Source organism: Acinetobacter lwoffii (assembly GCF_019048525.1).
GTDB classification, from domain to species: Bacteria; Pseudomonadota; Gammaproteobacteria; order Pseudomonadales; family Moraxellaceae; genus Acinetobacter; species Acinetobacter lwoffii_K.
Genome location: NZ_CP077369.1, coordinates 408,633 through 430,730 on the forward strand (window position 1 = coordinate 408,633; position 22,098 = coordinate 430,730).

At 41.7% G+C, this 22,098-nt stretch carries 25 protein-coding genes; 13 read left to right on the top strand and 12 right to left on the bottom strand.

Annotation, left to right across the window (positions count from 1 at the left end):
• The first annotated feature begins 305 nt into the window (after positions 1-305).
• The gene (locus I6L24_RS01995) at positions 306-515 is read left to right on the top strand and encodes a cold-shock protein (RefSeq protein WP_004281542.1); all 210 of its coding nucleotides are present in this window, start codon (positions 306-308) and stop codon (positions 513-515) included.
• Between the two features lie 77 nt (positions 516-592).
• Here I6L24_RS01995 and I6L24_RS02000 read toward each other — a convergent pair whose 3' ends face one another.
• Together I6L24_RS02000 and hemW are read right to left on the bottom strand one after the other, a co-directional pair.
• Positions 593-1,537 (bottom strand): HNH endonuclease, encoded by a 945-nt coding sequence (locus tag I6L24_RS02000; RefSeq protein WP_216986346.1) that lies wholly within the window; start codon positions 1,535-1,537, stop codon positions 593-595.
• A gap of 170 nt (positions 1,538-1,707) precedes the next feature.
• The gene (gene hemW, locus I6L24_RS02005) at positions 1,708-2,862 is read right to left on the bottom strand and encodes a radical SAM family heme chaperone HemW (protein ID WP_216986347.1); all 1,155 of its coding nucleotides are present in this window, start codon (positions 2,860-2,862) and stop codon (positions 1,708-1,710) included.
• A 126-nt stretch (positions 2,863-2,988) separates the two neighbouring features.
• Between hemW and I6L24_RS02010 the strand changes: the two genes are divergently transcribed.
• The gene (locus I6L24_RS02010; RefSeq protein WP_005108571.1) at positions 2,989-3,447 is read left to right on the top strand and encodes a DMT family transporter; all 459 of its coding nucleotides are present in this window, start codon (positions 2,989-2,991) and stop codon (positions 3,445-3,447) included.
• Between the two features lie 39 nt (positions 3,448-3,486).
• A complete protein-coding gene (locus tag I6L24_RS02015; protein ID WP_324160403.1) occupies positions 3,487-4,845 on the top strand; it encodes an MATE family efflux transporter in 1,359 nt (452 codons plus the stop codon).
• A gap of 42 nt (positions 4,846-4,887) precedes the next feature.
• Here the strand turns inward: I6L24_RS02015 and I6L24_RS02020 are convergent, their stop codons facing one another.
• Positions 4,888-5,094: a DUF1737 domain-containing protein gene (locus I6L24_RS02020; RefSeq protein WP_004281552.1), complete on the bottom strand. Its 207-nt coding sequence runs from the start codon at positions 5,092-5,094 to the stop codon at positions 4,888-4,890.
• 287 nt (positions 5,095-5,381) lie between these two features.
• Here I6L24_RS02020 and I6L24_RS02025 point away from each other — a divergent pair, with 287 nt between their 5' ends.
• Both I6L24_RS02025 and I6L24_RS02030 read left to right on the top strand, forming a co-directional pair.
• Entirely contained in the window at positions 5,382-6,680 is a 1,299-nt protein-coding gene (locus I6L24_RS02025; protein ID WP_216986348.1) for an ABC1 kinase family protein, read from the top strand.
• 96 nt (positions 6,681-6,776) lie between these two features.
• Positions 6,777-7,028 carry a type B 50S ribosomal protein L31 gene (locus I6L24_RS02030; RefSeq protein ID WP_004732342.1) on the top strand — a complete coding sequence of 84 codons (252 nt, stop codon included), beginning with the start codon at positions 6,777-6,779 and terminating at the stop codon, positions 7,026-7,028.
• 89 nt (positions 7,029-7,117) lie between these two features.
• Here the strand turns inward: I6L24_RS02030 and crcB are convergent, their stop codons facing one another.
• Positions 7,118-7,498 (bottom strand): fluoride efflux transporter CrcB, encoded by a 381-nt coding sequence (gene crcB, locus I6L24_RS02035; protein WP_216986349.1) that lies wholly within the window; start codon positions 7,496-7,498, stop codon positions 7,118-7,120.
• 174 nt (positions 7,499-7,672) lie between these two features.
• Between crcB and I6L24_RS02040 the strand changes: the two genes are divergently transcribed.
• Complete coding sequence (locus I6L24_RS02040; protein ID WP_005101257.1) at positions 7,673-8,005, top strand: HopJ type III effector protein; 333 nt, start codon at positions 7,673-7,675, stop codon at positions 8,003-8,005.
• A gap of 73 nt (positions 8,006-8,078) precedes the next feature.
• Here I6L24_RS02040 and I6L24_RS02045 read toward each other — a convergent pair whose 3' ends face one another.
• Positions 8,079-8,642, bottom strand: a complete 564-nt coding sequence (locus I6L24_RS02045) for a hypothetical protein (RefSeq protein WP_216986350.1) — start codon at positions 8,640-8,642, stop codon at positions 8,079-8,081.
• A gap of 190 nt (positions 8,643-8,832) precedes the next feature.
• On the opposite strand from I6L24_RS02045, the gene I6L24_RS02050 reads away from it, so the two are divergent.
• Positions 8,833-9,462, top strand: coding sequence for a class I SAM-dependent methyltransferase (locus I6L24_RS02050; protein ID WP_216986351.1), 630 nt, complete (start codon positions 8,833-8,835; stop codon positions 9,460-9,462).
• Positions 9,463-9,480: 18 nt separating this feature from the next.
• Here I6L24_RS02050 and I6L24_RS02055 read toward each other — a convergent pair whose 3' ends face one another.
• Together I6L24_RS02055 and I6L24_RS02060 are read right to left on the bottom strand one after the other, a co-directional pair.
• Positions 9,481-10,059 (bottom strand): hypothetical protein, encoded by a 579-nt coding sequence (locus tag I6L24_RS02055; RefSeq protein WP_216986352.1) that lies wholly within the window; start codon positions 10,057-10,059, stop codon positions 9,481-9,483.
• A 27-nt stretch (positions 10,060-10,086) separates the two neighbouring features.
• A complete protein-coding gene (locus I6L24_RS02060; RefSeq protein WP_004645008.1) occupies positions 10,087-10,554 on the bottom strand; it encodes a Holliday junction resolvase-like protein in 468 nt (155 codons plus the stop codon).
• Positions 10,555-10,678: 124 nt separating this feature from the next.
• On the opposite strand from I6L24_RS02060, the gene I6L24_RS02065 reads away from it, so the two are divergent.
• From I6L24_RS02065 to I6L24_RS02085, 5 genes are all read left to right on the top strand, one after another.
• Positions 10,679-11,323, top strand: a complete 645-nt coding sequence (locus I6L24_RS02065) for a ParA family protein (protein ID WP_216986353.1) — start codon at positions 10,679-10,681, stop codon at positions 11,321-11,323.
• A gap of 128 nt (positions 11,324-11,451) precedes the next feature.
• Complete coding sequence (locus tag I6L24_RS02070) at positions 11,452-12,582, top strand: AI-2E family transporter (protein ID WP_410550221.1); 1,131 nt, start codon at positions 11,452-11,454, stop codon at positions 12,580-12,582.
• A gap of 122 nt (positions 12,583-12,704) precedes the next feature.
• Positions 12,705-13,247, top strand: coding sequence for a superoxide dismutase family protein (gene sodC / locus I6L24_RS02075; RefSeq protein ID WP_216986355.1), 543 nt, complete (start codon positions 12,705-12,707; stop codon positions 13,245-13,247).
• A gap of 126 nt (positions 13,248-13,373) precedes the next feature.
• A complete protein-coding gene (gene yccS, locus I6L24_RS02080) occupies positions 13,374-15,557 on the top strand; it encodes a YccS family putative transporter (RefSeq protein WP_216986356.1) in 2,184 nt (727 codons plus the stop codon).
• A 120-nt stretch (positions 15,558-15,677) separates the two neighbouring features.
• Complete coding sequence (locus tag I6L24_RS02085; RefSeq protein ID WP_004645001.1) at positions 15,678-15,974, top strand: DUF3817 domain-containing protein; 297 nt, start codon at positions 15,678-15,680, stop codon at positions 15,972-15,974.
• 179 nt (positions 15,975-16,153) lie between these two features.
• Here I6L24_RS02085 and craA read toward each other — a convergent pair whose 3' ends face one another.
• Positions 16,154-17,383 (bottom strand): chloramphenicol efflux MFS transporter CraA, encoded by a 1,230-nt coding sequence (craA, locus tag I6L24_RS02090; protein ID WP_216986357.1) that lies wholly within the window; start codon positions 17,381-17,383, stop codon positions 16,154-16,156.
• Positions 17,384-17,531: 148 nt separating this feature from the next.
• Positions 17,532-18,179, bottom strand: coding sequence for an AbiH family protein (locus I6L24_RS02095; protein ID WP_216986610.1), 648 nt, complete (start codon positions 18,177-18,179; stop codon positions 17,532-17,534).
• A 112-nt stretch (positions 18,180-18,291) separates the two neighbouring features.
• Here I6L24_RS02095 and I6L24_RS02100 point away from each other — a divergent pair.
• Positions 18,292-19,043, top strand: a protein-coding gene (locus tag I6L24_RS02100) for an IS5 family transposase (protein WP_228733337.1) whose coding sequence is annotated in 2 segments (ribosomal slippage) — positions 18,292-18,526 and positions 18,526-19,043 — 753 coding nt in all. Because the reading frame shifts where the segments join, the coding sequence is not laid out codon by codon here.
• Here I6L24_RS02100 and I6L24_RS02105 read toward each other — a convergent pair.
• From I6L24_RS02105 to I6L24_RS02115, 3 genes are all read right to left on the bottom strand, one after another.
• Entirely contained in the window at positions 19,021-19,797 is a 777-nt protein-coding gene (locus I6L24_RS02105; protein ID WP_216986358.1) for an AbiH family protein, read from the bottom strand. The genes I6L24_RS02100 and I6L24_RS02105 overlap by 23 nt on opposite strands.
• Before the next feature lie 77 nt (positions 19,798-19,874).
• Entirely contained in the window at positions 19,875-20,252 is a 378-nt protein-coding gene (locus I6L24_RS02110) for a DUF4348 domain-containing protein (protein ID WP_216986359.1), read from the bottom strand.
• 141 nt (positions 20,253-20,393) lie between these two features.
• Positions 20,394-21,803 carry an FAD-binding oxidoreductase gene (locus tag I6L24_RS02115; RefSeq protein WP_216986360.1) on the bottom strand — a complete coding sequence of 470 codons (1,410 nt, stop codon included), beginning with the start codon at positions 21,801-21,803 and terminating at the stop codon, positions 20,394-20,396.
• Positions 21,804-22,098: the final 295 nt, after the last annotated feature.

Below are 22,098 nucleotides of genomic sequence, written 5' to 3' on the forward strand. Positions count from 1 at the left end.
TTGATGTAGATGCCCTTCTTCAACTTAAAAAACCTTTCTGCATAGAAAATATACAAATTTAATTTTATATTTTTCAACATCCTAATAAATTAGCCAAATAAAACGCTTGTATATCTCAAAATAAGCGGTATGATAATCCCAACTAGAAAAATTCTTGTTTTGGTTAGTCTTCTTTTAAGTATCGCAGTTTTAGTCATAAACCTTCGTATTACAGATCAAAAAGCTCCATCCTTTTTATTTTTCAAAGTTACAGTTAGTCATCTGAAATTTTGGCTATAAATTCATACGATTCAATAGGTTATATTATGTCTAATACAGTTAACGGTACAGTAAAATGGTTCAACGAAACTAAAGGTTTTGGTTTCATTCAACAAGAATCAGGTCCAGACGTTTTTGCTCATTTCAGCGAAATCACTGGTTCAGGTTTCAAAACTTTAGTTGAAGGCCAAAAGGTTTCTTTCAGCGTAGCTCAAGGTCAAAAAGGCCCGACAGCTGTAAATATCGTTGCTCTATAATTTAGAAGCAAGATATTGAAAAAAGCACTCTTAGAGTGCTTTTTTTGTGCCTATCATTTCTCTCATACCGCTCGCTTTTAAAGATCATTGGGTTTTTCTAAAAACCGGTGTGCTCTATGCCAGGCTAAAAATACCGGATCAGGGGCAAAACGTTTTGGTACGTCGATTCGTTTACCGTGATAGGGTTTTAAATAGGCGTATAAACTCGCATCTTGCTTGGCTTGATTAGCAAGACACACTTTAAGCCCTTTATCTAGCGTGATAAATCCTTGATCAAAAGCTTGATCCAATAAAGAAGATAAACAAATTCCATTACGCGGATTTTTTCGGTGTGCCTGATTTTCAGACCAGGGTACGATATGAGAAGCCACTAAAAAAGTTTTGGTCTTAATGCCGGAGATCGCACATTGATATTGATAATTAAGTTTAACTTGTAAAGCAAATTTCTGGTGTGGCGAACCGCGAACATTTACCCTTGCATATTGATCTTCAACACTATAATCAAGGATTTCTTGACGCAAATGCGTATCTAGTAAAGTGTCCTGTTTTTCTCCTCTTCCCGCTAATTTAAGTAATCGCCAAAAATCATCTGCCGTGATCTCATTCATGCCATATTGTTGAAAAAAATGTGCCCAAGTATTTCCGCGTGGTTTAAAAGTCCATTGAAAATCTTCCAAATCGGACTGTAGAATGGGATCTATAAAACGTATACCATCGATCACTTCCGCAAAGACCGGTTTGGTTCGGCGTTTTTGATGATTTTGAGGAATAGCAGTAGGTGCAATAATCTTGGCTATACGGCCTGCACCATAAAGATAGAATTGATTTTTAATTTCAGAGGCTTTTTGCGGTCGGCGATATAGAAAGAAATCTCCTTCCCTGACTCTATTATATTTAGACTGATCCCAATGATATTCTTCAAAGTCTAGATCCCCATAGACGAGATGATCAGCTTTACTATCGAAAATAAAAAATCGGGTATCAGCTAAATCCATCTGTTGAAAAGCCCATAATGTATCCACCTGCCCACCCTCTAGAAATTATAATATTCATTTAATTTAATCTTTGAATATTCTCAGAAAACTTCTCTCTAAGAAAGCTTCAATCAGACTTTAGGTATTTATTTAAGGCAATAAAAAACCCACTAGAATCCTAGTGGTGTTTCTTTTCAAACAATGGGAAAATTAAATAATTAAAGAAATTCTTCTAATACCGAATTTAAAAAGATATGCCCCTGCTCAGTACAAGAAAGCCGGTCTTGATCATCGACCATTAATTTTCTGTCACGTAAAGAACTCAGTAACTCATGTAAAGTATCTAGACTCAAACCAGTACGTTCGGCATAGAGTTTGGCTTCCACACCGTGATTTAAACGTAACGCATTCATCATAAATTCAAAAGGCATGTCGGCATCTTCAATACGCTTAAACTGCACATGCTCGGCAGGTACTTTGGCTAAGTAGTCCTTAGGTAAACGGGTTTTCTGGAACCGATACACGCCATCCGGCTGAGTGACTTTGCCATGTGCTCCAGCACCAATTGCCAAATAGTCACCAAACTGCCAGTAATTCAGATTATGCGCTGAAGGCAATTCTTTACGCCAAGCCGAAACTTCATAGTTGATAAAGCCTTGAGCTTTTAAGTAGAGCTCACCCTGCTCCTGAATATCTTCCAATACTTCATCGACAGGCAAAATCGGTTGAGTCCGGAAAAATACCGTATTGGGTTCAATCGTCAGCTGATACCAGGAAATATGGGTTGCGCCCTGCTCCACTGCCAGTTTTAAATCATGCAAAGCCTGTTCTAAAGTCTGTTCAGGCAAACCATGCATCAAGTCGACATTAATCCGCTGAAACCCAGCTTCACGTGCCAGCCCAATGGCAGAAATCGCATCTTCATTGCTGTGAATCCGTCCCAAACGCTTGAGATGCTCGGTATTAAAACTCTGTACCCCAATCGACAGACGGTTAATTCCGGCCTGCAAATAACCGGCAAACGGATCATGTTCGACTGTGCCGGGATTGGCTTCCAGCGTAATCTCACAGCCTTCGGCAAAGGGAATAACGGCTTTGAGCTGATCAAATAACCATTGATAGCCTAGGGCAGAAATCAGTGACGGCGTCCCCCCACCAATAAAGACACTGTGAATCTGCCGGCCTTGGGCAAAATCGACCTGAGTTTTAAAGTCTTCCACCAGTGCTCGTAAATATTCCTGTTCCAATTCCAGTGATAGCTGACCATCCGGAACCGCATGTGAATTGAAGTCACAATAAGGGCATTTGCGCACACACCAAGGCATATGAATATATAAGGACAAAGGGACAGCAGCAGGATTCAATTCAGCCAAAGAACTACTCAAAAACGATTACAAGATATAGCGGAATTTTAACATGACTCGGCGGCAACACTGCTAAAATTAAATTTGATCGTGTGATATGCCTAAAAATTTAAATAGAATTAGTCAGTTAAAATTATGAAAATATCTTCTCAACTTATTATTTTACTTCCTTTGGTTTTTGCAATCGGTGTTTTATTGACACTCCAGACCGCAATTAATACACAACTAAAAGAATATTTATATTCTCCTATTCAAGCTGCATTTTTTTCCTTTTTGATTGGTACAATAGTGCTCGCCGTAATCGTACTTTTTCAGTCCAATCCCAAACCCGGTTTACAGGAACTGATGAGTGTTCCCTGGTATTTATGGCTCGGGGGCATCGTGGGTGTATACGCGATTAGCATGAGCATTTATGCAGCGCCCAAACTTGGCTTTCTGGTTCTTAGCGGTCTCATTATTTTTGGTCAGATGGTGATGTCGATGCTGGTCGATCATCTGGGATTATTGGGTAATGAAAAAATGCCGATTAATTGGCAACGTCTTTTAGGCGGCGTGGTAATTTTTATTGGTGTGCTTCTCACTTTACAACGCTAAACCTTCTATTTAAGCACATGATCACGATGAGTAATTTTTGTGTCGAATGTTTCACCAGTCACAACCTTTGGTTTTGAATTAAAAAAACTGTTTCATCTGATGTTACCCATTCTGGTGACCCAATTTTCTCAGGCTGGTCTGGGTCTGATTGATACCATTATGGCCGGTCACCTGTCTGCTACCGATCTTGCCGCGATTGCCGTCGGAGTAGGACTCTGGATTCCGGTGATGCTGCTGTTTAGTGGCATTATGATTGCCACGACGCCTTTGGTTGCTGAGGCCAATGGCGCACGTACACCTGAAAAAATTGCCACCATTGCACGTCAATCACTTTGGGTTGCCCTGATTCTTGGGGTAATTGCCGGCTTGATTCTACAAGTTTTGCCAGCCCTTTTACCTCTCTTGGGTGTACCGGAAAGCTTGCAGCCCAAAGCCGGTTTATTCCTGCATGCGATTGGTTTTGGTATGCCTGCGGTAACCATGTATGCAGCCTTACGCGGCTACTCAGAAGCGATTGGAAATCCTCGCCCGGTCACCGTGATTAGTTTATTGGCGCTGGTTTTGCTGGTTCCGCTGAACTATATCTTTATGTATGGTATTGGCCCTGTTCCGGCCCTGGGCAGTGCAGGCTGTGGGTTTGCCACAGCGATTTTGCAGTGGTTAATGCTCATGACTCTGGCATTGTATATCTTTAAGAATAAGGCCTATCAACGTACCCAGCCTTTTACTCATTGGGAAAAAATCAACCCGGAATGGGTGAAGCGTATTCTGCAACTGGGTTTTCCGATTGGATTGGCGATCTTCTTTGAGGTCAGTATTTTCAGTACAGCAGCAATTGTGCTGAGTCCTTTGGGTGAGACCATTGTCGCTGCCCATCAGATTGCTATTTCTGTCACTTCACAACTGTTCATGATTCCCATGTCACTGGCGATTGCCCTGACCATTCGGGTTGGCACCTACTATGGTGAACAGAACTGGCAAGCCATGCGTAAAGTACAATATCTCGGCCTGATTACTGCCACTATTCTGGCGATCCTGACCATGATTCTGCTTTGGGTTTTTCGCAATGAAATCGTGGCACTCTACACCTCAGATATGATCGTGACCCAAATTGCAGTCTATCTGATTCTGTTTGCCATTGCCTATCAGCTGATGGATGCCTGGCAGATCAGTGCGGCAGGTTGTCTGCGCGGCATGCAGGATACCAAGGGGCCAATGTGGATTACCATGCTGGCTTACTGGGTCATCGCCTTCCCGGTCGGGGTGTATTTGTCCCGCTTTACCGACATGGGCGCCGCCGGTGTCTGGGTTGGCCTGATTGTAGGCCTCAGCGTAGCTTGCATACTTTTATTGGGCCGTTTATATGGCAATAATAAACGCTTAAGTCTAAACAACTAAACACTTTTATTTGATTAATTTAAGTTAGAAAATGCGCTGAGATTAAAGATCCAGCGCATTTTTTAATCCTTGTGGAATCTCAGATTCATCCACTACATCTTTAATCACCACCTGCCCCACAATTACATCCGTACCATTAAAAGTCATGGTGGGTGAACCATATAGCTCATAACCTTCATTTAAGGCACGGGTCACCCGCGCACAAAAATGTACATCATCTTTCCCGGTAAAATATCGATAGACTTTCATTGAATTTTCTTCATTACTACACTCTGTTTATTCTAAGCTTTTAGCTATAAAACAACATTCAGAATTAGTACTCGGTCTTATCTAAAACGATGACGGATTCCGGCATATTCTTATAGTTTAAACGCAAGCAATAAAGATAAATCTTTTAACAAATCAGAGATGATGCATTAAACATGGAGAAGCTGAAGGAAATCACAACACAACCTCTACAATTAAATCTAGGCAATTGAACCTTTGTCACCTATGATCAAATACATCCATTCATAGTTGGTCTCAAGGAATCTCGCATGGCAAAAACGGCTAGCACACCCGGTCGTCGCTTTATGAAACTTGCCGGAATGACCGCAAGTATTGCAGGTAAAACCCTCTCCAATTCCATTAAAAATTTAACTGCCGATGACGAGCAGAAAAATACTGCGCGCAGTAAATTATTTCAGGATATTGGGGTGCAGATTGCGGATACCTTGGGAGAGATGAAAGGCGCAGTCATGAAAGTTGGCCAGATTGCCTCGCAATATAAAGATGTTTTCCCGCCCGAAGTCGCTAAAGCCATTGCTAAATTACAGCGTCAGGCCCCACCCATGCCGTTTAAAGAAATTCAGGCACAAGTAGAAAAAGAATTGGGTAAACCTTTGCAGCAACTTTTCCAGCAGTTTGATGAACAGCCATTTGCCGCGGCCTCGATTGGTCAGGTGCATAAAGCCACTCTACCGAATGGCCAGCAAGTTGTAGTCAAGGTGCAATATCCTGGTGTGGATGAAGCCTGCGAAAGCGACCTGAAGCAAGTTCGTCTGGCACTGCGCATGATGGGCGTATTAAAGATTGATCGTAAACTTCAAGATCAATTATTTAAAGAAATTCAGCACAGTCTGGACAATGAGTTGAACTATGAAATTGAAGCCCAGAATCTGGAAATCGCCCGTGCCTTCCATGAATCTCTGGATAGTAAAATTATAATTCCGAAAGTGTTTCATGAGTACTCTTCACGTCATATTCTGACTTTGAGCCAGGAGCTTGGTGAAAGTATTGAAACTGCCAGCACTTGGCCACTCGAAACCCGAAATGCTTTAGGCCGCCGCCTCTTCCGCGCCATTGGCCAAGAAATTTTTTATCTGAAACGCTTTCACTGTGACCCACATCCGGGTAACTTTGCATTTCGTGAAGATGGCTCTGTGATTGTTTATGATTATGGTGGCGTTAAAACGCTGTCGACTGAAGTAATTGGACATTTCAGAGAATTGATCCATGCTGCACGTGAGAAGAATATTCCCGCAATCGAACAACAGCTGGATGCACTACATTCCTTAACTGAAACTGGAAAATTCCCCACAGAATTGTATGAACAATGGCTGGAAGTGCTTATGCGTCCTCTGGTCACTCACTATGATTTTGCTGAAAACTCAGCGCATCATGATGGCATGGAACTGTTGAAACCGTCCTTAAAATATTGGGATGTGTTTAAGCCTTCTCCTGATACCTTGATGGTGAACCGGACAATTTCAGGACAATACTGGAACCTGATTCATCTCAAAGTACAGGATGATTTAAGCGATGTATTTGAGGAACTGGTACCGGGCCGAAGTTAAATTGAGACGATAGGCTTACACGCTGCAACACTAGATTACTTGAAATATCAAATGTTATATTATAACATTTAATCACGAATCATGAGGAAGTTAGATATGCGTTCAGATATCCATCCTGAGTATCGTGAAGTGTTATTCCATGATACCAATGCCGATGCCTATTTCGTGATTGGCAGCACGATGAACTCGAGTCAAACCAAAGAATATCAAGGTAAAACATATCCTTATGTAACACTAGATATTTCAAGCGCATCACATCCTTTCTATACGGGTGAGCAACGTCAGACCAGCAATGAAGGACGTGTGGCAAGCTTTAACAAACGTTTTGGGCGTTTTAAACGGGGTTAAAACCGAAAACCCTCGATTATCTTAAGATTTAAATCGTGGTTTATGTCAGGAAATGACCTCCAATTTCCTGACTTTTTTATGCGCTGATTTTAACTCTGTGCTAACACGAGTGAAGTTAAATAAAAGCCCAGCGCCAGAACAATAATACTGACAATTAAGCTGGATAATGCATATAACAACGCTAGGCCCATAGCACCCTGCTTCAATAACAAAAAGCTTTCCAGACCGAAACTGGAAAATGTGGTAAAACCACCGAGAATCCCCACCATTAAAAACAGACGAGCTTCTTGTTGGAGTACTGGATATTTTTGGCTACAGGCAAAAAAAATCCCGGCACATAAACAGCCTAAAATATTGATCCACCAGGTGGGCCAAGGAAATTGCATTTGTGGTTTGAACAGCCAAAGTCCTGCTGCATAACGCAGACTGGCACCGATTGCCCCACCCATTGCCACCCAAAGCCAGCCCATATTTTTTCCTGTTCTATTTATTGATCAAGTTTATTTTATCCAAAGTTTCATATTCAGCATGGATAAATTTCACTGTTATCTTGAACCGAAAATCAATGAAATACCATGGAACTTCGCAAGAAAATTGCTATATTTATTGCATCGAATTTTCATGAATGGCATAGGAAAAACAGCATGGCACAGGATTTATTGGCCCAGTTGGCAGCAGGCGAAGCAAAATTTGCAGATGTAATTACTTATATCGAATCCCGTTATACGCATACACCGACTGCATTTAAAAATGGCCAGCAGAATAATGCGGCCACAGAAAACCAGGGCAGCGCCAAAGTCTTTTCTTTTGCACAATTAAATGGTCTGGATCAGGCACAAACGTTAAGCCTGTTTGCTGAGCATTATGCTTCTGTACTGGCGACGCCAGAGGCGACTGATCATCAGAATATCCGCCAGTTTATGCTCAATGGCTGGGATGGAATTGCCTTTGAAGGTCAGGCTTTAACTGCGAAGTAAGTACTAAGCAGATAAAAAAACCGCTCAAAGGAGCGGTTTTTTATACAACTCAGAAGTGTATAGGATGTCTGTTTTAGCTCTTACCGACTTTTTCAATCCACTTAATGGAACTGACGCGGAAAACTTCACAGGCACCATCACCCGTATCGGTCGGCGTTAAAGACGATTTCCAGACCAGATCTTTGTCACGAACTTCAACTAGCTCCCCTTGCATACGCACCAGATCGCCACGCTTTACCTTTTTAATTGCCTTGGCAATTTCAGGATTGGCAGGAATGATATGCATATTGGACACCATCTGCTTGGCTTGTTCTACCGGCACTGGCACCCGATCCATTTTCCAGTTCAAATAACGATCAAATTGATTGACCGTGATATGTCGAGCAATTTCAGGCTCAGCAAACAGCCCCCAACTGACTGCATAATCAATTGGAGAGAATTTGGCTTGCGGGTCAGAACTATAAACCTTTGAACCCAGAATACGAAAATCACCTTTAAAAGGCTGCAAGACCGAAATTGACTGGCCTTTAACGACGGGAGGCAAGCCTTTGGCAATATTGTGGTCGACCGAGCTATAGCCCGAAACAGGCAGCAACAGGCTGGCCAGCAAAGCATAATGTTTAAAGTGTTTGAGCATAATTTTAATCTAATCCTAATCAAGTTGATCAAACGTTTTAAGGATATCTTCCTTGATCTTACGGATTTTTTAATGAATAAACAGTTGAACTTGGTAACAAACTGCAAGTATTTAGTCAGCTCGAGATATGCCTGTCATTTTATTTTTCAGTTAAGCTAGAACGTATTTCCATCAAATTAAAATAACTCAAATGCTGTATAAACTTTATCAACAACATATCTTTCCGCATCTGCTGAATCAGGTGATGCAAACACCATCCCTGATGGACTTGCGTCGTGAATTGCTTTTGGACATTTCAGGTGAAGTGCTGGAAATTGGTTTTGGTACCGGCTTGAATCTGCCTTTTTATCAATCGGTTGATAAGGTCTATGCGCTGGAACCAAACCCGACGATCTTCAAACTGGCAGAATCACGAATTCAACAGGCAGGGTTTCAGGTCGAGCATATTCAGGCCAGCGCAGAAGCTTTGCCTTTTGTTGAAAATAGTGTGGAAAATATTGTATCTACCTGGACGCTTTGTAGTATTGCAGAGCTAGAACAGAGCCTGCAGGAAATTTACCGTGTGCTACAACCGGGTGGGACTTTACATGTGGTCGAACATGTCCTGAATGGGCAAAATTTAAATATTCAGCGTCTGCAACATTTACTCACTCCCATTCAAAAGAAAGTCGCAGATGGCTGTCATCTGAATCGGGATATTGAAACCGCCTTGCTGGAAACTGGTTTCGAAATAGAAACCTTAAGTTATGTAGATGCCGAAGGTATTCCGAAGATTGGCCAACGCATGTTGTTAGCACGATTTCGTAAACCAGGAAGCTAATTTACGACCATCTTATATTTAGTGTGGCTGAAGGTGGGTTACTTGCAGCAACTGACAATGAGCACGATATTCAGAGCCCGTCCCGACCCGGAATTCTTGTCCAGTCGTGCCTGAATGAACTGTCACCAGATCACCGCTGATGGTGATTTTCTGTCCCGATTTTAGCCGGCGAATCTGATCGGCAATTTTTTCAGTGGCAGCAATCAGACTAAAATGCTGCACATGCGTATTGACGAAGTCACGCTCCGCTTTATTGGTTTGTCCTTCGAGCTGATAGCAGCGTTTTGCTTCATCAAACTCCAATGTTGCCTGCATGGTGGGCAGTGGTTGTGTCAGCAACAGCACATCAATATTACTCAGATAGGCCAGATCATTAAAATGCCCCACCACAGGGCTGGCCTGATGCAGCACCCGACGATCAGGTTTTACGAAACGGTGATCATGCACAATATAAGTCGCGGAAATGCGCTTAACGGGTTCTACTTTAAAGTTTTTAAGTACGCCCTTTTCTTGCAGATGCGGAATGGCACGAAAAAATTCATTCCACACCCAGAGTCCTAGCATAAACAGCAGCGCAGTGATCAGTAATTTTTGCATAATTTTTTATTCTTCACTGGATTTTGGTCAATCCTGAAAATCAATCCGAATGGTTTCAAAACGTACCCGCCCTTCCTGAACCGCACGGGCAATGGCTTGCTGGCCTTTGGTCAGACGTGCTCCGCCACTTTTAATGTCAATCAAAACCACTTCAATATCTTCAGCGTCGCCTTCGCCATCACGAAAATCGGTATAACCATCAAAGACCACATAATCCACCGGATCACCCAAAAACTTGGCATCACTCGGCAGATATTGAAATTCCGGCATGATCGGCGCGAGCTGTTCCGCCATTTTTCCTTTGAGAACTGCACGGCTGGTATTCACGCTGCGTTTTTGCGCGGCAATGAGGGACTGCTGATGCTCTAGTTCCAGCTCGGCAATATACTGCTCATATTCGGCCTTGATCCGTCCATTGCGCGTCTGACTTAAAATAATAGTGGTCAATACCACCCCGATACATGCGCCAATCAACATGGCCATCCATATGGACATTCAATCTTCCTAATTTGCCTGATTTTTATAGCATCGCATTCGACTGAAGTTGAGGACTTCGGCCATTTGCATACTTGAAAAGAATGATATGCTAGGCCGGAACAGAATAAAATCACCTTGAGTCATGAAAACAATTTTAGTTGCGAATCAGAAAGGCGGTTGTGGCAAAACCATGACAGCCATTAGTTTAGCGTCAGCACTCGCACAAAAGGGTTATAAGGTGGCATTGGCCGATGCCGACAACCAGAAATCAACATTGCAATGGCTCAAGCATCGTCCGGCACAGGTGGCACAGATCCAAAGTCTGGACTGGCGCAACAGCAAGTCCATTGGTGATGCGCCGAAGCAGATCGAATACCTGATTATTGATGCACCAGGTGCTTTGACCGATGATCATGCCGAACAGCTGATCAGTGAAGCACATGCGATTATCATCCCGATCCAGCCTTCTTTTTTTGATATCGATTCGACCCGCCGTTTTCTCAAACATTTGCAGGACATCAAACGCATCCGTAAGGGCAAGGTTGAAATTTTACTTTTGGCCAATCGCACCAAAGCAAATGCAGCCAGCAATCAGGACATACAGCAGTTTTTTGACAAGATCGACCAGCAGCCAGTGGCCTGGATTTCGGAACGTGCCCCTTATAGCCGACTGGCTATGGAAGGTCTTTCAGTCTTTGATAAACCTCAGAAAATCTACCGGGAACTGCAGGCTCAATGGCAACCGGTACTGAATGCCATTATTGATGATCCGAGTCAGTGGTTTTGAGTCAATCATCTGAATCGTGGTATAGCTTTGGGAAAATAATCTCGCTACTTGGCTAGCTATCATTTTCGATCGCTTTTTTTTCAGTTAATATGCCTGAACACGACCTAAAAAATGAGTCATTAAATTCAGTGCAACAGTACGCGCCTACATTACAAAAAGTCTTATTATTTGGATTGTTCTTTATCCTGATTTTTTTGAGTTTTCATATACTCAAGTATTTCATCATTCCTGTAGTTTGGGCAGCCATTATTGCCTATATGACTTGGCCGCTGTATCAGTCGGTATTACGCCTATGCGGCAATCGACCGACATTAAGCGCAACCGTAATGATCTTGGCCGTGATTCTGGTCTTTGGTCTGCCGTTTATTTTCGCCATTTTCATGTTGCAGCATGAAGGTCGTAACCTGTATTTTGAATTGCAGCGACAAGTGTTTTCCGGTCACCTGAATGTCCCAGATTTTATTCGCGGGCTTCCGATTGTCGGCAAGGAAATTACCCGAACCTTAAATGAAATCAATACTGATCCACAGAGTATTGCACTGTCGGTATCGACCTGGATTCAAGGTCATCTGAATTATGGCAAAGTGGTGTTGAATGAAGTCAGCAAAAACATCTTTAAATTGTGTTTTGCGGTACTTTCGCTATTTTTCTTCTACCGTGATGGTCAGACCATTTTAAATCAGGTGCGTAGAGCCTTTGAAATGGTGGTCGGCCCACGTGTACATCATTATTTTTCTACCATCTCTGCAACTACACGTGCCGTGGTCTATGGGGTTGGTTTGACTGCGATTGCACAGTCCTTGTTGGCAGGTCTGAGCTATTTTGTTGCAGGTGTTCCGAATCCGATGGTTTTAACCATTGTGACCTTTATTTTTGCCCTGATTCCCTTTGGCCCACCCCTCGCCTATAGTGCGGTGGCGTTATGGCTGTTTTCACAAGGACAAACCATTGAAGCCATTGGGGTCATGGTCTGGGGTGTCTGTATTGTCAGTACTGCCGATAACGTGATTCGTCCACTGGTAATTTCTGGCGCAACCCAGATTCCTTTCCTGCTGATCATGTTTGGAGTCTTGGGTGGTATTGCCAGCTTTGGTCTGGTCGGGGTGTTTATTGGCCCGGTGATTCTAGCTGTGCTGCTTGCAATCTGGCGTGAATGGTTACATGAAAGTAATCTGAATGAACCTTTGATGATGCCTAAAGCCACCATGGCACATGAGATTGATCCAGAAACCAAGGACACACCGCCCAAGACACCTTAAAGTATAGATAGAATCGACTTAAACAAAACAAAACATTTAAGTACTGATTCTATATAGAGCTTCTGATCTTGCTCTGTTTAAATGAATCCACAAAACAGAATAAAGATCAGGATGCCAAAATCATGTCTTCATTGTTTAAAATTACGACACTTTGCGCGTTAAGCGCCGCACTTTTTACCGGTTGTGCCTCAACTTCTCCATCAAATGAAGTGGTCAGAGCAGTGACTGTGAATGCTGTAACTGCTCAAGGTGTGGGCCAAGAGATTGGGACCGTATTACTCAGTGACAGCCCAGCCGGTCTGGTTATTCGTACCAACCTGAAACAACTTCCTGCGGGTGAACGCGGTTTCCATATTCATGAAAATGGTTCATGCACGCCTGCCATGAAAGACGGCAAGATGGGTGCAGCACTGGCTGCAGGTAGCCATTACAATCCAAATCAAGCACCGCATCACGGTACACCAGTGACAGGTCACTTAGGTGATTTACCCGCATTGAAAGTCAATACAGATGGAAGTGCACGTGTCACCCTGCTTGCGCCACGTCTGAAACTGGCTGATGTTCAGGGTCGTGCCATTATGGTTCATGCCGGTGGCGATAACTATTCCGACAACCCATTACCCTTGGGCGGCGGCGGTGAACGTATTGCCTGTGGTGTGATCTAAACACCTTCATGCCAATGACTCAATAGAAAAACGGGCACTATGCCCGTTTTTTATAGACATTTCCTTTATTTTGGCGTCTAAATTGCATTCAGAACTTTGCGTTTTTACTTCCCGGATCCTGTCCTTGTGAATGCTGCCCGACCTGCGACTGCTACTTTTGTTAAAATTATAAAACCTGTCCTGCTGCCCTTTCAGTCTAGTGCGCTGATGACTTATTGCCTGCAAATCTTGCTAGTGTTTTTAGGTACCACTTTCGGTCTGAAATTTCTGGGTTATGAGTTCTTGATCGTTCCAGTAACTTTAGGGGCAATTGCCACGGCACTGACTGATTTTGATGACCGGCTGAGCCTGCGTTTGCGCAACCTGTTACTGGTCATCATTCTGTTTTTTAGTGTCAGCAGCATTCTGGAATTTCTTGCTCCACATAAATTCTGGTTTGCACTGTGGCTATCCCTGTCGAGTGCGCTGTTTATTCTAATGGGTGCATTAGGCCAACGTTATGCCATGATTTCATTTGGCACCATTTTACTGTCAATCTATACCATGTTCGGCCTGGGCGAATATCAGCACTGGTATGAACAGCCGCTTTATTTTGTCATTGGGGCGCTATGGTACGGCCTGACGTCTATTCTATTTTTTCTGCTGCGTCCTACTTTGCAGGTTCAGGAAAATCTCGCACAAAGCTTGCAGCACATGTCGGATTTACTGCTGAGTAAAGCCAAACTGTTTGATCCAGACCAGTATCCAAATGTTGAAACCCTGCTCTATGAGTTGTCACTTAAAAATACTTTAGTCATTCAGAGTTTTAACCGTAGCAAAGATTCGCTATTGACACGACTCAAAGCTTCGCGTGCCAATCGTAATACCATTTACTGGCTGAATCTGTATTTTTTGATGCAGGATATTCATGAACAGGCCACCGCGAATTATCTGCATTATGAACAGATCGAACAGCATTTTAGCCGCACTGACCTGATTTTCCGGATTCAGAAAAATATCCGTCTGCAAGCCCTTGCCTGTCAGCATTTGGCAGAATGTGTATTGCGCAATGAGAAATTTTACCTGTCTACAGATGATGAACTGGCATTAAAACATTTACAGGAGTCGATGCAGGACTGGATTGCTCAACACCCACAAAATATTGAAGTCAAAAATTTACAGCTTATTCTGGCCAATCTGCTGAGTGTACATGAACAGTTACAACACCTGCATGATCAACAGGCACTGTATAAACCACGCTATCAGCAGCATTTTGATGACTTGAGTCTGTTTGATGATGATATTCGCGATAGCATAGATCTTTGGCTGAAACTCAAACCACACTTAAGTTCGCAATCGGCACTCTTTCGGCATGCGGTGCGGATTGCGATTGTGTTTTTAGTTGGCTATGCCATTTCATTATTACCTTTTGCGAAAAATGGCTACTGGATTTTACTGACCAGCCTGTTTGTCTGTCAGATCAGTTATTTTGCCACCAAAAGCCGGCTCAAATTGCGGACGCTCGGAACATTATTGGGGGTCATGCTAGGTGTTCCCATTCTGTATTTTGTGCCAAGTGTCGAAGGTCAGTTATTGCTAACAGTAATTTTTGGTGTCGGTTTTTTCTATCTACGTTCCAAAAAATATGCCATGGCCACTCTCATGGCGACCTTGATGGTACTCCTGATTTTTAACCTGAAAGGTGCCGGTTATGCCATTATTTTACCGCGTATTATTGATACCCTTATAGGCTGTCTGATTGCATGGATGGCAGTAAGCTGGATCTGGCCTGACTGGAATTTTCGTAATATTTCCAGCAATATCAAAAAATCATCACTTGCTACGCTGGACTATTTTGCTGCAGTGGTCGAGCAATATCAAAACGGTAAAGATAACAGTATTGCTTACCGGACTGCACGACGTCTGGCCCACAATGCACAGATTGATTTATCCAGCATGATTTCAAGCCTGAGCACCGAACCAAATCCAGATCCGCAACTGGTTAAAAGTGCCTTTCGCTATCTGGTCTATAGCCATAGCCAGCTCAGTTATATTGCAGCATTGGGGAGTCACCGTGAGCAGGTCACTGATGCGCAAATTCTAGATTTAATGCGTTGGTGCCAGCAGACCTTAACTGCGGTATTGCTGCAACAACAGCCTTTAGATACCTACGACATTGATCATAAACTGGCAGAAATTCAACGCTTAAGTACCCAGGAAAACCCGTCAGCACATCTGCTTTTGGTACTGAAACAGATCAGTTTATTGCTGGAAACCTTACCGGAATTACTAAAATTACGTCATGAATTACTAGGTGCCGAGATTAAATAACCAACTGCCTCACTTGGTTATAACTTATTAAAAATATTGAATATATCTTTATTATTAAGATTCAATATTCAGGTGATATTCGGTACACTCAAAACTAATTCGGTTAAATCAATATGTATTATGAACATCAAAACTTTGCGTCTGGTCGGTTTGCTTGAAGGGATTTCATTCCTGCTGCTGTTATTTATCGCGATGCCAGTGAAATATATGATGGATAATCCGATTTTAGTGAAATATGTCGGCATGGGTCATGGCGTACTGTTTGTGCTGTTTCTGGTGGTGTTATTCGCGGTATGTGAAAAACAGAAATGGTCTCTCAGCATGTTTGTGATGGGTTTAATCGCTTCGATTCTGCCTTTCGGTCCATTCCTGTTTGATATGAAACTAAAGAAGCTGGAACAGCCCGCTGAAGCTTAATTGTAGAATCCTAATATAATTAGATCAGTCAAAAGAAAATTCTCTCTCCCTTTGGGAGAGAGTTAGAGAGAGGGAACTTATTAAATACTTAACCTCACCCTAGCCCTCTCCTAAAAGGAGAGGGAAATTCAATACTGAACATATGATTTCAATAATTTATAATTTCCCTTAATAAGGAATCAAAACTCCCCACGCTCTTGTCTTTCCAGCATTAACTGTTTGAGTTGCATGCGTGGCAAAGTAAACCAGAGTGCAATCAGAATCAAAGAGGCAACACAATAGGCCCAGATATCATAAGCTTCATATGCCATTCTTACTGCTTCAATTACCACAAAAAAGCTGAGCATCAGGATAATAGAAACCGTCGCAGCCACCGTACCTTTGGACACTTCTGAAGACATCAGTGCAAAACGGTATAGTACCGAGAAACTTACGCCCTCACCTAGACTGATACAGGTGGTGCCGATAATCAGACAATGAACAAAATACTCTGGAATCAATAAGCCCAACATCAATAAACCGGCACCCAACAGCATCAGTGGCAGACCCAATAATACGGTTTTACCCAGCGGCATTTTATCGATAATTTTCAGCAAAATCAGATTACCTGCAATCAGGCCACCCAAGACCGGAAACTGCGCCAGACCATATTGCACACTACTGAATCCAAATTGCTCGACCAGAATCACTGGTGACAATGCAATCCATAACATCAAAGGCAGACTCACCAAAGGCAAGGCTACAGTCATAATCACAAAGCGCTTATTTTTTACAACCTGTTTAAAGTCATCCAGAATATAGCTGACCGGCTGTCTGGGAATACTGACTTTCAGATTTGGCATTTTGGCTTTTAGGCCGAACCAGCTCAGAAATGACAGAAATGCAATGCCGATAAAACCCCAATGCCAGGAGATATGATCAATCATAAAGGCACCCAGCACTGGTCCTAGCAAGGGTGCCAGCAAAGACACATTGGCCATCAGTGCCATGACTTTGATGGCATCACGTTCTTCAAAGCTTTCCTGAATGGCGGCATAACCTACAGCAGTAATAAAGGACAGGCCAAAGCCCTGTAAAAAGCGCAGGAATAAGAAACTTTCGATATTGGGTGTCAATAAAATGGCCAGACAACTGAGGGTAAAAAATGCCACACCGCCGAGCAGTACCGTTTTACGTCCGAGACGATCGGACAATGGCCCCAAGATCGCTGCGACAAATGCCCCGCCCAACAGGAAAAAGGACATGGAGGATGGTGCCCATGAACTACTCACGCCAAAATCACGGGTAATCGCCAGCATGGCCGGTTGAATCAGGTCATTACAGATATAGACTGAGAATTCAAATAGGACCAGTGCCAGCGGGAACATGAGTGTGGCACGGGTCAGTTTTTGGGTTTGGATTTTTTGCATGGGAGTTTTTATTGTCAGTCTGCCTGATGAAGCAGAATGAGCTTTATCTAAAATAGAAAGAAGGAATTTTAGCAGATTTGCTTTTAATAGTTTTAGGATAACTCCTCTAACGCTACTCTTTCTTTGATCTGAAAATTTATTTCAGGGTTTAGTTAAATTGAAGCCAACCATTTTTCATCCACTGTTCTACTTTATCCTTTCCAAGAATTGCTAAAAGATTATTTAGGAGAGAAAATTTAGCCAGCTTATCAAAATAATAGACTCCAACTCTAACGTTACGATCGATATCATCGTTTAAACTAAATAAATCAAGAATGTAATCCTTATCCGAAACATCTAATGAATGACCCCAAATATTAAAATTTAAATCTAACTTCATTATCTTTAAAAAATGCTCTTCTCGTTCTTGTTCAATTTGATTGTTTGGATAATTATGACTTTTATGTTTTTTATATTTTTCTAAAGTATCTTTCAACTTTTTTTTATATTCATCTAAAAATAAATAATGAGTATCTTTAAATAATTTTTGATGATATTTGGTGAAACCGTACGCTTTTAGCTTTTTAAGTGATTCATCTTCTAACTGTGAGATACCTAAAACTATATTTTGAAAGTCTCCATGATTCCCATGTAAGTAATCAACTTCAATCGAATTATAGATACGTTGATATGTATTAGTATAGTTAAATGAATAAATTTTATCTGGATTAATCCAGTCATCTGAGGAAATTTGAATATTGTTATTCGAATTAATTTTATTAACTATCAGTTCTAAATATAAATTAAATATTTCTATAAATTCTTCTAAATTTTTTACTAAATTATTTACTAGGGCGTGTCCTCATTTGAAGAATTGGTTTTAAATACTTAAAATCCTCCTTTGAGTTATTTTTATTTCTATATTTTCAATGGCACGTACTCTTCTTACCGATGATATCTGGCAGCAAATTCAAGATACTATGCGATTACATGGTTGTTACTGTTCAAAGAATAGTAGAAATATCATGGAAGCGATCTTATGGAAACTGCGTACAGGCGCCACATGGCGTGATATTCCTCAAGAATTTTGTCCTTGGCAAACTGCTTATAATCGTTTTAATCGTTGGGCAAGCAAGGGATTGTGGAATAAATTTTTTTTAGATTACGAGGCGTCTTGGATCAAGAATGGGTATTCATTGACGGAAGCTACATACGCGTGCATCAACATGCAAGTGGAGCTCGGAATGGTTTCGAAAGAGCAATTGGACAATCACGTGGTGGACGAACAACAAAAATACATCTTGCAACCGACGCGAATGGATTACCGATTGATTTTAAAATCACTGGGGGTGGCGTCCACGACAGTCAAGTTGCAAAACAACTGATTGATACTGTAGGCGAGGCAACTTATCTCATTGCTGATAAGGGGTATGATGCTGAGCACATTAGAATATATGCCCAGAACAAGGATATGATTCCCATCATTCCAATGAGATCAAATAGTAAAAGATCGAATAAGGAGTTTGATAAATATCTATATAAATTAAGACATTTAGTTGAAAATGTGTTTGCGAGATTGAAGCATTTCCGAGCGATTGCAACCCGATTTGATAAGCTTGCACGAAATTACCAGTCTATGATTTACATTGCTTGCATATTTATTTGGTGTAAAGCCAAATGAGGACACGCCCTAGGGTGTCACTATTAAATTTCTTATAACCCAATAAAAATTGGATATTTTCATCTTTTATATAGAATCGAAAATCCCCAATATCTGAATCATTAACCTTATGTATATTTGTATAGGTATGTCCAGATTCATCATTATCTATTTCATCAATAAAGTAGCCAGATTCTAAGATTCCTAATTTTTCTAGAATATTACAGTTTTCTCTGGTCAAAAAAATTTGCCATTCATTGCTGTCTCCAGAGAAATAAACTTCCGGAGAAAAACTTCCAACTTTTTCTATTTTTTCTTCTATATTCTCAATAAATCTTGCAACTACTCTCAATGCCTCATCAATTTTATTTTCAAAATCAATCCAAGTTTTAACTTCTCTAACATGATCCTTGAAATACTGATACCAACAATTCAGTTCCAATCTATATTGGATCTTTAATACATCTTTAGCGGATAAATTAATTTTATCTACTAAATAATACTCTTTTGTTTTATCTATAAATTTAATATCTCTTATTTTTAAAAATAACTCATTAAAGCTCATATCGAACTTAAACGAATCAGGATTTTTATTTTTTAGGAACATGTCATCGAGTATATCCATCCATTCTTGCACTGTATGAATTGTTAAGTTTGGGGCCTTTCCACCAGTATTCTTATTTTCAATTGCCTCCATCACATCCATAAAATGATCGTACTTCGTCGGTAAATAGTGCGACAAATCAAATCCGTTCCCCACAATCAAAATATTCATTCTTATAAACCCCAAAAACAAAAAAGCGCATCCTTAGATACGCTTTTAACCAAAATCTACCTAAAGATCAAACACTATTATGGACAGACCGCTTTCTGGTAAGTCTTGGTATTTGAACCTCGTGCACAACGATATAACTTCTCGGTATTTTGCAGCATCCAGCTGTTATCTTCCCGTTTAAAATAATAAATGGTCTGCACTGAGCGTACCGAATCATCCATTAACCCAGTTTCAGTGACTTTGACCTGTCCAATCGTGGGCGACTCTACCTTGTCAAAGAACTGACGCAATTCAACCGTTGCCAGTTCCTTACGCAAGTCCGGTCTTAATTGTAAAACCTGTTCCAAAGGCGTATCTGAAGACGACTGTACCTTTGCAATGACCTGTTGAGCAGTTGCACAGCCTGAACCCAATATACCAAAAGCTAGAGTTACGACTGCCAATATCCGGAACATATTGTTTAACCCTATATCATCATTCTTATTCCCACCCATCATGCCGAGCTTCTTCGTACAAAACCATTTAGACTCTGTAACTGTATTTACACAGCAATAAAAAAGCGCACCTTTCGATGCGCTTTTTTCAATTCCGACCGATTAAAGATCGAAAAGTTTACCCGGGTTCATGATGCCATTTGGATCGAACACTTTTTTCAGGGCTTTCATATATTCAATTTCTTCCGCCGAACGCGAATATTCAAGATATGGCTTCTTGGTCATGCCCACACCATGTTCCGCAGAAATTGAACCGTCATATTTTTTCACGGTATCAAATACATACTTATTCACGACTTGGCATTTCGCAAAGAATTCATCTTTACTCAGGTCAGCAGGTTTTAAGATGTTTAAGTGCAGGTTACCATCACCGATATGACCGAACCAGCAGATTTCAAAATCAGGATAGTTCTCGCTCACAATCGCATCAATTTCTTTAATGAATGCAGGAACGTGCGTGATCAGAACTGAAATGTCGTTTTTATATGGAATAAATGGGGCAATAGATTCAGAAATGTCTTCGCGTAATCGCCATAAGCTTTCTACCTGATCCAGGCTCTGGCTCATCACGCCGTCCAGTACCCAACCTTGTTCCATGCAATGCTCGAAGATTTCCATCGCCTTGTCCATAATCGGCTCAAACGGAGCTTCAAACTCAAGCAATACATAGAATGGGCATTCAGTTTCAAATGGACGTTGCACGTGACCGTTGGCCAATACTTTTTGCATCGCCAGTTCACCAAAGAACTCAAATGCAGTCAGGTCAATTTTCGCCTGGAAGGCATGCAATAACGGCATGATTGCATCAAAGTCAGGCACACCCAGTACCATCACTTGCAGGTCTTGCGGTTGACGTTCAAGCTTGATTTCCGCTTCAGTCACCAGACCCAGCGTCCCTTCACCACCGATGAATAAATGCTGAAGTGCATAGCCGGTTGCATTCTTGATCATGCCTTTGTTCAGACGCAATACATCGCCCTTACCCGTAACAACCGTCAGGCCAAGCACCCAGTTACGGGTCATGCCGTATTTAATCACTTTGATGCCGCCAGCATTGGTCCCGATGTTACCGCCAATTTGCGATGAACCTGCCGAAGCAAAATCAACCGGATAATACATGCCCTGCTCTTCAGCATAGTTCTGCAACTGTTCAGTCACCACACCTGCCTGTACGCGCACCATACGGTCTGCCGGGAAGAATTCCAGAATCTGGTTCATCTTGTCCATGCTGACCACGATCTCGCCATTGGCTGCGACTGCACCTGCAGAAAGACCGGTACGACCACCCGATGGAGTCACTGCAACGTTAAATTGGTTTGCCAATTTTACGATGTCTTGAACTTGCCCAGTTGACGACGGAAAAACGACGACTGACGGGTTTGGATCAAAGTGCTTCGTATGATCGCGACCCCAATTCTGGAGGCTGTCCGTATCGGTTTTAATACGGTTTTCACCCACAATTGCAGTCAATTGGGTCAATAACTCAGGGGTTAAAGCGACTGGAGCATTCATCGTTTGCAGACCTAGCATGATTTAAACAAGAGAGACTTCGCTGGTTCATTTGCACATTTTTTATGCATAAAAACATGGATACAAATCAGGCGAAACATGATTATTAAAGCACCGGATCACGCGGCTTTAAAAGCATGGCGCAATATTATAAGCTATTTTTTGGTGTTTCCTGCGAAAAATGACAATTTTGATAATATACCTTTGAAAATACAGATTTAAATCAAACACCATGATCATTATTATCAATATATCTTGCCAGAATAGCTGATGTGAGCGTCATCAAGGAAATGTATAA

Bases quoted from the DNA above. Each gene is read 5' to 3' on its own strand.
- I6L24_RS02085 (WP_004645001.1), top strand. From the start codon at position 15,678: ATGAACATCAAAACTTTGCGTCTGGTCGGTTTGCTTGAAGGGATTTCA.
- I6L24_RS02115 (WP_216986360.1), bottom strand. From the start codon at position 21,803: ATGAATGCTCCAGTCGCTTTAACCCCTGAGTTATTGACCCAATTGACT.
- I6L24_RS02045 (WP_216986350.1), bottom strand. From the start codon at position 8,642: ATGCTCAAACACTTTAAACATTATGCTTTGCTGGCCAGCCTGTTGCTG.
- I6L24_RS02105 (WP_216986358.1), bottom strand. From the start codon at position 19,797: ATGAATATTTTGATTGTGGGGAACGGATTTGATTTGTCGCACTATTTA.
- I6L24_RS02055 (WP_216986352.1), bottom strand. From the start codon at position 10,059: ATGCAAAAATTACTGATCACTGCGCTGCTGTTTATGCTAGGACTCTGG.
- I6L24_RS02050 (WP_216986351.1), top strand. From the start codon at position 8,833: ATGCTGTATAAACTTTATCAACAACATATCTTTCCGCATCTGCTGAAT.
- I6L24_RS02110 (WP_216986359.1), bottom strand. From the start codon at position 20,252: ATGTTCCGGATATTGGCAGTCGTAACTCTAGCTTTTGGTATATTGGGT.
- I6L24_RS02025 (WP_216986348.1), top strand. From the start codon at position 5,382: ATGGCAAAAACGGCTAGCACACCCGGTCGTCGCTTTATGAAACTTGCC.
- I6L24_RS02020 (WP_004281552.1), bottom strand. From the start codon at position 5,094: ATGAAAGTCTATCGATATTTTACCGGGAAAGATGATGTACATTTTTGT.
- I6L24_RS02010 (WP_005108571.1), top strand. From the start codon at position 2,989: ATGAAAATATCTTCTCAACTTATTATTTTACTTCCTTTGGTTTTTGCA.
- I6L24_RS02060 (WP_004645008.1), bottom strand. From the start codon at position 10,554: ATGTCCATATGGATGGCCATGTTGATTGGCGCATGTATCGGGGTGGTA.
- crcB (WP_216986349.1), bottom strand. From the start codon at position 7,498: ATGGGCTGGCTTTGGGTGGCAATGGGTGGGGCAATCGGTGCCAGTCTG.
- I6L24_RS02030 (WP_004732342.1), top strand. From the start codon at position 6,777: ATGCGTTCAGATATCCATCCTGAGTATCGTGAAGTGTTATTCCATGAT.
- craA (WP_216986357.1), bottom strand. From the start codon at position 17,383: ATGCAAAAAATCCAAACCCAAAAACTGACCCGTGCCACACTCATGTTC.
- I6L24_RS02040 (WP_005101257.1), top strand. From the start codon at position 7,673: ATGGCACAGGATTTATTGGCCCAGTTGGCAGCAGGCGAAGCAAAATTT.
- I6L24_RS02065 (WP_216986353.1), top strand. From the start codon at position 10,679: ATGAAAACAATTTTAGTTGCGAATCAGAAAGGCGGTTGTGGCAAAACC.
- sodC (WP_216986355.1), top strand. From the start codon at position 12,705: ATGTCTTCATTGTTTAAAATTACGACACTTTGCGCGTTAAGCGCCGCA.
- I6L24_RS01995 (WP_004281542.1), top strand. From the start codon at position 306: ATGTCTAATACAGTTAACGGTACAGTAAAATGGTTCAACGAAACTAAA.